The 6,293-nt window shown below is 35.5% G+C and carries 6 protein-coding genes and 1 pseudogene; 6 read left to right on the top strand and 1 reads right to left on the bottom strand.

Annotation, left to right across the window (positions count from 1 at the left end; genetic code table 11):
• Positions 1-185 precede the first annotated feature (185 nt).
• Positions 186-956, top strand: coding sequence for a tRNA threonylcarbamoyladenosine dehydratase (locus V7149_RS15685; protein WP_335346546.1), 771 nt, complete (start codon positions 186-188; stop codon positions 954-956).
• A gap of 226 nt (positions 957-1,182) precedes the next feature.
• Here V7149_RS15685 and V7149_RS15680 read toward each other — a convergent pair.
• A pseudogene (locus V7149_RS15680) lies at positions 1,183-1,972 on the bottom strand (GNAT family N-acetyltransferase).
• A 440-nt stretch (positions 1,973-2,412) separates the two neighbouring features.
• Here V7149_RS15680 and V7149_RS15675 point away from each other — a divergent pair.
• From V7149_RS15675 to V7149_RS15655, 5 genes are read left to right on the top strand one after another with little or no spacing between them, the layout of a single operon-like run.
• Complete coding sequence (locus tag V7149_RS15675) at positions 2,413-3,201, top strand: hypothetical protein (protein ID WP_335346545.1); 789 nt, start codon at positions 2,413-2,415, stop codon at positions 3,199-3,201.
• Positions 3,202-3,205: 4 nt separating this feature from the next.
• A complete protein-coding gene (locus tag V7149_RS15670; RefSeq protein WP_335346547.1) occupies positions 3,206-3,580 on the top strand; it encodes a GntR family transcriptional regulator in 375 nt (124 codons plus the stop codon).
• Position 3,581: 1 nt separating this feature from the next.
• Entirely contained in the window at positions 3,582-4,289 is a 708-nt protein-coding gene (locus V7149_RS15665) for an ABC transporter ATP-binding protein (RefSeq protein WP_335346544.1), read from the top strand.
• Complete coding sequence (locus V7149_RS15660) at positions 4,286-5,209, top strand: ABC transporter ATP-binding protein (protein WP_335346543.1); 924 nt, start codon at positions 4,286-4,288, stop codon at positions 5,207-5,209. The genes V7149_RS15665 and V7149_RS15660 overlap by 4 nt, the downstream gene beginning before the upstream one ends.
• Positions 5,202-6,161, top strand: coding sequence for an ABC transporter permease (locus V7149_RS15655; protein WP_335346542.1), 960 nt, complete (start codon positions 5,202-5,204; stop codon positions 6,159-6,161). The genes V7149_RS15660 and V7149_RS15655 overlap by 8 nt, the downstream gene beginning before the upstream one ends.
• Positions 6,162-6,293: the final 132 nt, after the last annotated feature.

The raw sequence follows: 6,293 nt of genomic DNA, 5'->3' as shown, positions 1-6,293 counted from the left end.
ATATTACTAGGTACTAATAGTTACTATTAATTTTTTGACTTATTAGTAAAAAATTAATCATTTTATTCCTATGGAGATACTTATTTTTTATAAAAAGTATGGTATATTCAATATCGGGAAAAACAAAAGTAGAACCCATTTTTATGTTTTTATTAATTTTGAAAGTGTTATGGAGCTGAGAATATATGTTGCATCAATTTTCAAGAAATGAGCTTGCTATCGGTAAAGAAGGGTTAGACATCATGAAGAACAGCACGGTTGCTGTTCTTGGGGTAGGCGGAGTAGGAACCTTCGCTGCAGAAGCGTTAGCCCGGTCAGGTGTTGGGCGTTTAGTATTGGTTGATAAAGATGATGTTGATATAACAAATGTAAATCGTCAGATCATTGCCTTACTTTCTACTGTAGGACAGCCAAAGGTTGATCTAATGAAAGAGCGGATCAAAGATATTAATCCAGAATGTGAAGTAATCGCTCTGAAAATGTTTTATACAGAGGAAACGTACGAGCAGTTTTTCGAGTATGGTCTTGATTTTGTCATCGATGCATCTGATACCATTTCTTATAAGATTCATCTAATGAAGGAATGCTTAAAAAGAAATATCCCTATGATTTCAAGCATGGGGGCTGCTAATAAGATGGATCCAACCCGTTTTCAAATTGCTGATATTTCTAAAACCCATACAGATCCAATTGCCAAGGTTATTCGTACTCGCTTGAGAAAAGAAGGAATTCGTAAAGGAATCCCAGTTGTATTTTCAGATGAAAGTCCGATCGTCATCCGTGAAGATGTCAGAAAGGAAGTTGGTAAAAACGATGCTACTATCCGAAAAGCAAAAATGCCGCCTTCCTCCAATGCATTTGTCCCATCTGTAGCTGGATTAGTTATGGCTAGCTATGTTGTCAGACAACTTCTGATAAATATTCAAGTGAATCGTGTGAAAGACGAGAATAAATAATTTAAAAGTACAGTTTATGTTTAACGGGTTCGGTCTCTAGAAGTGCATAACACCAATTCACAACTGAATTCGCACAACAATTCGCATATGTTTTAACAAAAAATTAACAACAGAAAATACAGTCAATTTGGTATAAGTAGTTTAGGTTTGAAATAGAAAATGAGCTTGGAAATAGTATTCCAAGCTCGGTTATTCTATATTGCTTCGCTAATTCTTTAACCAAAATTTAATATCCCTGAATTTCTTTTATGCTTCTTCCCCCTATAAAGGCGTGTCCCATTTTCAGTTTTGCAACGTTCTTAAATCCATATTTTTGATAGACTTTTTCTATTTTTTCGTTAATAGGAAACACCCAAAGGTTTTCTAGCTCCTTCTTAGCAACTTCTGCTTGAATATAATGAATCAATTCACCGATTAATCCTCGTCCCCTGTATTCCTCTAGAGTTGCAACACTTTCCATCCGTGCCTGATTATCATTGATAAAAATACAAGCTGTTGCACAGGCAATTCCATCATACCGAAGTAAATAATGTATAAAACTAGGATGATTAAAATCTACCTCAAAAGCCTTTTCCCTAACTGCTTTGCCTCCAAATTCTGTAATACTGCATTCAATATTTAATGCTTCGGAATAATTCATTTTTGTAACCAATTCAATAGAAATTTCATTGCGTTTTTCCTTTTCCAAAACCTTTTGTTCCCACATTTGAACAGGACTGATTAATTCTTCGAATCCGAAATGATTCAATTTTAGTTGGTTAACTAATTCTTGTTGAGCATCTAAGTTATAAATATAAAATCTCGGTATGATTTTTCTAGAATTATAAAGTTTTTTTACTTCATCAATTATTAACTTTGGATTATCAATAGCATCACTAATATGAGCGTGATTTGCGTCATAATAATTTGGTTGACTTTCATTGCAAAAAAATTGAACCCCAGGATGTTTCTATTCGTTTTGTAAAGGTCTCAAGGTATGCAAAATCAAGTGAAAAAACGTCTTTTAAATTTATCATATTTTACTCCTTTATTTCGATATTTATTAAAGTTTAACATAAATATCCAATTACCCTTTAAAAAAATCACTCTAATTTAATTGAGTGGTTTGAATTAAAATAAATTTATCAACTTTAACACATATTTCGTAGACTGTCTGTTGTCCAACAAATTGTTGTTAATTACAGTGTGAATTATAATGCTAATTTGACTGCTAAAATGCATAAACCCTTATATATCAACAAATAAAAAGAATCCAATTCATATGCGAATTGGATTCCCAATTATACTGCTATTTATTGTTTTGCACCTCTCAACCGAACCCATTAGCTTATGTTGGGCTTTTTTTATTGGCTGAATAGCCCATTTTTCTAAAAATTAGTAAAAAGCATTGACTAATTAATTCGTACCAGTGTATTATTTGACTAGTACACCGGAACACTCATACAGGAGGGGAACTATGTTAGCATTTAAAGGCTTAATCATAAAAGAAATTAAATTGACTAAAAGCTGGTTTATGGTAGGGATTGGGATATTATTTTTTTCTTTCATTGCAGGTATAGGGTTAATGCATTACTTTGAAGAGTCTGTTATTTTTCCTATCATTTCCATCATGATTGTCGTTGGCCATGTTTTTTATTTGCCAGCATACTTAATAAATTCACTTAATATCGAAGGTCATTCACAACTTTGGCTGCACAATCCTAATCATGGTGCAAAGCTTTTCCTTGCTAAGCTTTCAGCAGGAACGGTTTATTTTCTTATTTCGTTTTCAATTGCCTTACTTATTGCAGATTGGCAAGTAAATCATTCCACCTATGCAGAAAGCTTTAATCAATTTGCTGGAGAACCTTTGCCTAATCTTGGCTTTATTGGATTGGCCCTTGCTTTAATCTCGATTTATTTAGGTATATGGGTGTTATTTTACTGGTCCTTATATCACTCAATAAAAGGAGTTCCATCACTTAAGCCATTTCGTTGGCCAATCCTAATCGGGATATGGGTTGTTTTAACTGCAGCTAGTAATTATATTCAAAACCTCCCTTTTTATAAAAAGTTTATAAATATAGGTGTTATCCAGTTAGCTCCAATGAAAACTTTAAAGTTTGAAGCGGAAAAAACCTCTGCATCAGCAGGATTAGTAGATACGGCTGAAATATCAATTATGAACGGAATTATGTATACAGTTGTAGCCGTCATCGTTTTTCTCATCGCAGTTTGGCTATTAGAACGGAAAGTGGAGGTGTAGTGTGTTGGGAGAAGAATTCCAAGCATCGAAGCCAATATATATGCAAATCGTTGATAAAATAAATCAGCAAATCATTAGAGGGGAGTTATTGCCTGGAAATAAGCTTCCCTCTGTCCGTGAAATGGCGATACAAACAGGTGTTAATCCAAATACAATTCAACGAACCTATAGTGAGCTAGAAAGGATGGAAATTGTGGAGACGAAACGCGGGCAAGGAACATTTGTAACTGAAAATACAAATCTAATAAAGGAATTAAAAGGCAAACTGCAAATGGATATAATTGAAGCCTTCTTTACTAATATGAAGGAGCTTGGCTTTTCAGAAGAAGAAATGGTTTCCGGCTTAGAGTTTTTTATAAAGGGAAGGCGGGGTGATTAGGATGATTGAATTTCAGCATGTAACGAAAAAGTATGGACGTGAACTTGGTTTAGATGATGTTTCCATTAAGCTTGAAAGCGGGAAAATATATGGCTTGCTTGGTCCTAACGGAAGCGGCAAATCTACAACATTGAAGATGATTGCCGGTCTTGTACTCCCATCTGCTGGGAAGGTAATTGTGAATGGGCAAGCATCTGATCGAAGAATTGCGGGAAGTGTAGCCTATTTGTCGGAACTTGATATGTTCTACCAGTCTTTTAAGGTAAAGGATATGATCAATTTTTATGCTACACAGTTTGCAGATTTTCGAATGGAACGGGCGGAAGAATTACTCCAATTTATGAACTTGGATCCGAATAAAAAAATTAAGCAGTTGTCAAAAGGAAACCGCGGCCGTTTAAAGCTTGTTCTTGCTTTAGCAAGGGAAGCATCTGTATTGCTGTTAGATGAACCTTTTTCTGGCCTTGATCCAATGGTAAGGGATTCAATCGTAAAGGGATTGCTCTCTTATATTGATTTTGAAAACCAAATCGTGATTATCGCTACACATGAAATTGATGAAATTGAGCCTTTACTTGATGAAGTGCTTGCTATTCAAAATGGGAAAATAATCGCCCGTCATCATGTAGAGGAATTGAGAGAAACTGAAGGTCTTTCCATCATTGAATGGATGAAAAAGACATTTTCGGATGGGAGGGAAAGTAATTGAAAGCCATTGTGGAAATTCAAAACGTAACAAAAACCATTAAAGGCAGAACAATCATTGATTCTCTGAGCTTTAATGTGAATAAAGGAGAAGTGTTTGGTTTTCTTGGACCAAACGGTGCCGGAAAGACAACCACCATTCGGATGATAGTGGGGTTAATTGGGATTACATCTGGTGATATCAAAATCCTCGGCCACAGTATCAAAACAGATTTTGAAAAAGCCATTACTCATGTAGGTGCCATTGTTGAGAACCCTGAAATGTATAAATTTATGAGCGGATATCAGAACCTTGTCCATTATGCAAGAATGTCTAAGGGAGTAACGAAGGAAAAAATAAATGAGACTGTTGAGCTTGTCGGTCTGACAGATAGAATCCATGACAAGGTGAAAACTTATTCTCTCGGGATGAGACAAAGATTAGGACTTGCTCAATGCCTTCTCCATGATCCAAAGGTATTAATTCTTGATGAGCCGACCAATGGATTAGACCCGGCCGGAATAAGGGAGATCAGGGATCATCTAAGAATGCTTGCCAGGGAAAGGGATATGGCAGTTATCGTATCAAGCCACCTTTTATCTGAAATGGAAATGATGTGTGACCGTATCGGCATTATCCAAAAAGGAAAGCTCATTGATGTACAGCTTATGAGCGATTTTGTCCAAGGGAATGAAAAGGTTTATGAGATTGAAGTCGATGAAAAGGAGAAAGCAAGTTTTGTAATAAGGGAGTTATACTCTGATCTACAGGTGCAGCTGATTGAGAATGGCATTGCGGTTCCGTTAAAAAGAGAGGCTGTTCCAGTTATAGTAAAAGAGCTTGTTAATAATGAAATACAAATTTATGGAATAAAAGAGATGACAAAAACACTAGAAGATCGATTCCTAGAAGTGACTTCCAAGGAGGTGGTTGAGCATGTTTAGACTAATACAAAATGAATGGATGAAAATATTTAAGCGTCCAGGGACGTATGTCATGATTGGAATTCTCCTTTTAGTCACAACGATAGCTGGCGGCTTTATTAAATATCAGGAAACGAAAGGGTCTGTACCGGATAACACAGAATGGAAAAGAGGACTACAAGTTCAGAATGACAGTTATAAAAAGCAGTTAGAAGAAATGGGCAGTTCAGCACCTAGAGAAATGAAGGATCATTATGAAAGAGAAATAGCGATCAATACGTATCGAATCGACCATGATATTTCTCCGAATGAAGATTATTCAGTCTGGGGATTTGTGATTGATGCTTCCCAGACAATTGAATTTGTTGGCTTATTTACAATCATTATTGCAGCAGGAATTGTCGCAAGTGAATTTAATTGGGGAACCATTAAGCTGTTATTAATCAGACCGATAAAAAGAGGAAAGATTTTACTGGCAAAGTATTTAACAGTTTTGATATTCGGTTTATTTACCCTTCTTCTATTGTTCGTCTACTCAGCAGGTCTAGGAGCGATTCTATTCGGATTGCCAGAACACCCTACCCCATATTTAAACTATTTTAACGGGAAAGTGTCTGAACAAAGCATGCTTGCTCATTTAATTTCTTATTACGGTCTTAAATCAATCAATATGCTGATGCTTGCTACGATGGCCTTTATGATTTCAGCAGCATTTAGAAATAGTTCCCTAGCGATTGGGTTATCCTTATTCCTTTTATTCATGGGGGGACAGGTGACTAGACTTATTTCAATGAAGTATGAATGGGCGAAATATTTATTATTTGCAAACACTGATTTACTGCAATATTTTGAAGGATCTCCAATGGTTGAAGGAATGACATTAGGCTTCTCTGTCATCATGTTAGTTTTATATTTCGCATTATTTCAAGCAGTGGCTTTCTACGTATTCAAGAAAAGGGATGTAGCTGCTTAAAGTATATAGGAGGTTATCTTATGCAAATAATAAATTCTCTTATTACTGCAATTTTACAAGTATCGCTACTCTCAATCATCCCCTTTATTTGGTGGTTGATTTTTGGCAGGAAAGAAACTAGTTTTTTTAGAT

The sequence above is a fragment of the Bacillus sp. JJ1503 genome (genome assembly GCF_036965125.1).
Classification (GTDB): Bacteria; Bacillota; Bacilli; order Bacillales; family Cytobacillaceae; genus Cytobacillus.
Note: the sequence above shows the minus strand (reverse complement) of the source record. Positions and strands in the feature narration are given on the sequence as shown.

What these genes read in the sequence shown, in the direction of transcription:
- V7149_RS15665 (WP_335346544.1), top strand. Translation starts at nt 3,582, where the DNA reads ATGATTGAATTTCAGCATGTAACGAAAAAGTATGGACGTGAACTTGGT.
- V7149_RS15685 (WP_335346546.1), top strand. Translation starts at nt 186, where the DNA reads ATGTTGCATCAATTTTCAAGAAATGAGCTTGCTATCGGTAAAGAAGGG.
- V7149_RS15675 (WP_335346545.1), top strand. Translation starts at nt 2,413, where the DNA reads ATGTTAGCATTTAAAGGCTTAATCATAAAAGAAATTAAATTGACTAAA.
- V7149_RS15655 (WP_335346542.1), top strand. Translation starts at nt 5,202, where the DNA reads ATGTTTAGACTAATACAAAATGAATGGATGAAAATATTTAAGCGTCCA.